Raw genomic sequence first — 589 nt, forward strand, 5'->3', positions numbered from 1 at the left:
GATGGAAGTGCGCTGTTTCAGGATAAGGGCGTGGATAATGATACCAGCGATGCTGACAGCAACACTGCTGCACCAGCAGCCAATCAAACCCCGGGCAGCCCTGGTGCCTTGAGACAACCGGCGGTTCAGCAGGACACGATCCAACAACCGCTCCGGAAAACCGTTAACCCTGTTGCCAATGAAGAGCGCAGGGCAGACCTGCCCGGTTTTGTCAGGAAGCGACTGACAAGTCAATGGGATCGTTCGGTACACAGCCTGTTACAGCAGTTTTTCAACCGGAAAAAACAATTGATTCACACCCATGAAGAGCAGATCGCCTGGCTCAGCCCAAAGCTGGACAAAATCCGCAGAAAGCAGGGCAGCGAAGTCTTGATGGAACACCTGGCATGGGAACATATTAATGCAGCAGAGCAGCCTCTGTTTCAGGATGTTGGGCATGGGCAGGAAAGTACGGTCAAGACGTGCGCTGCGCACCTGAACCAGGCAAGGGATTTGCTGCTGCAGAGCATCATCCGAAAAACAGGTATTCAATACCAGCAGCTACCGGATCCGGAAAACTTTGAGGTGGATGTATTGAACATTGCGGAAC

Annotated in this window: 1 protein-coding gene; it reads left to right on the forward strand. The window is 52.8% G+C overall.

Annotated elements, in window-relative coordinates; all coding sequences use genetic code 11:
* Positions 1-30: 30 nt before the first annotated feature.
* Positions 31-589: hypothetical protein (locus J7438_RS27030; RefSeq protein ID WP_209279101.1), on the forward strand; the 559-nt coding region annotated here is incomplete at its 3' end.

Source organism: Thalassotalea sp. G20_0 (genome assembly GCF_017744175.1).
Taxonomy (GTDB): Bacteria; Pseudomonadota; Gammaproteobacteria; order Pseudomonadales; family Endozoicomonadaceae; genus Endozoicomonas.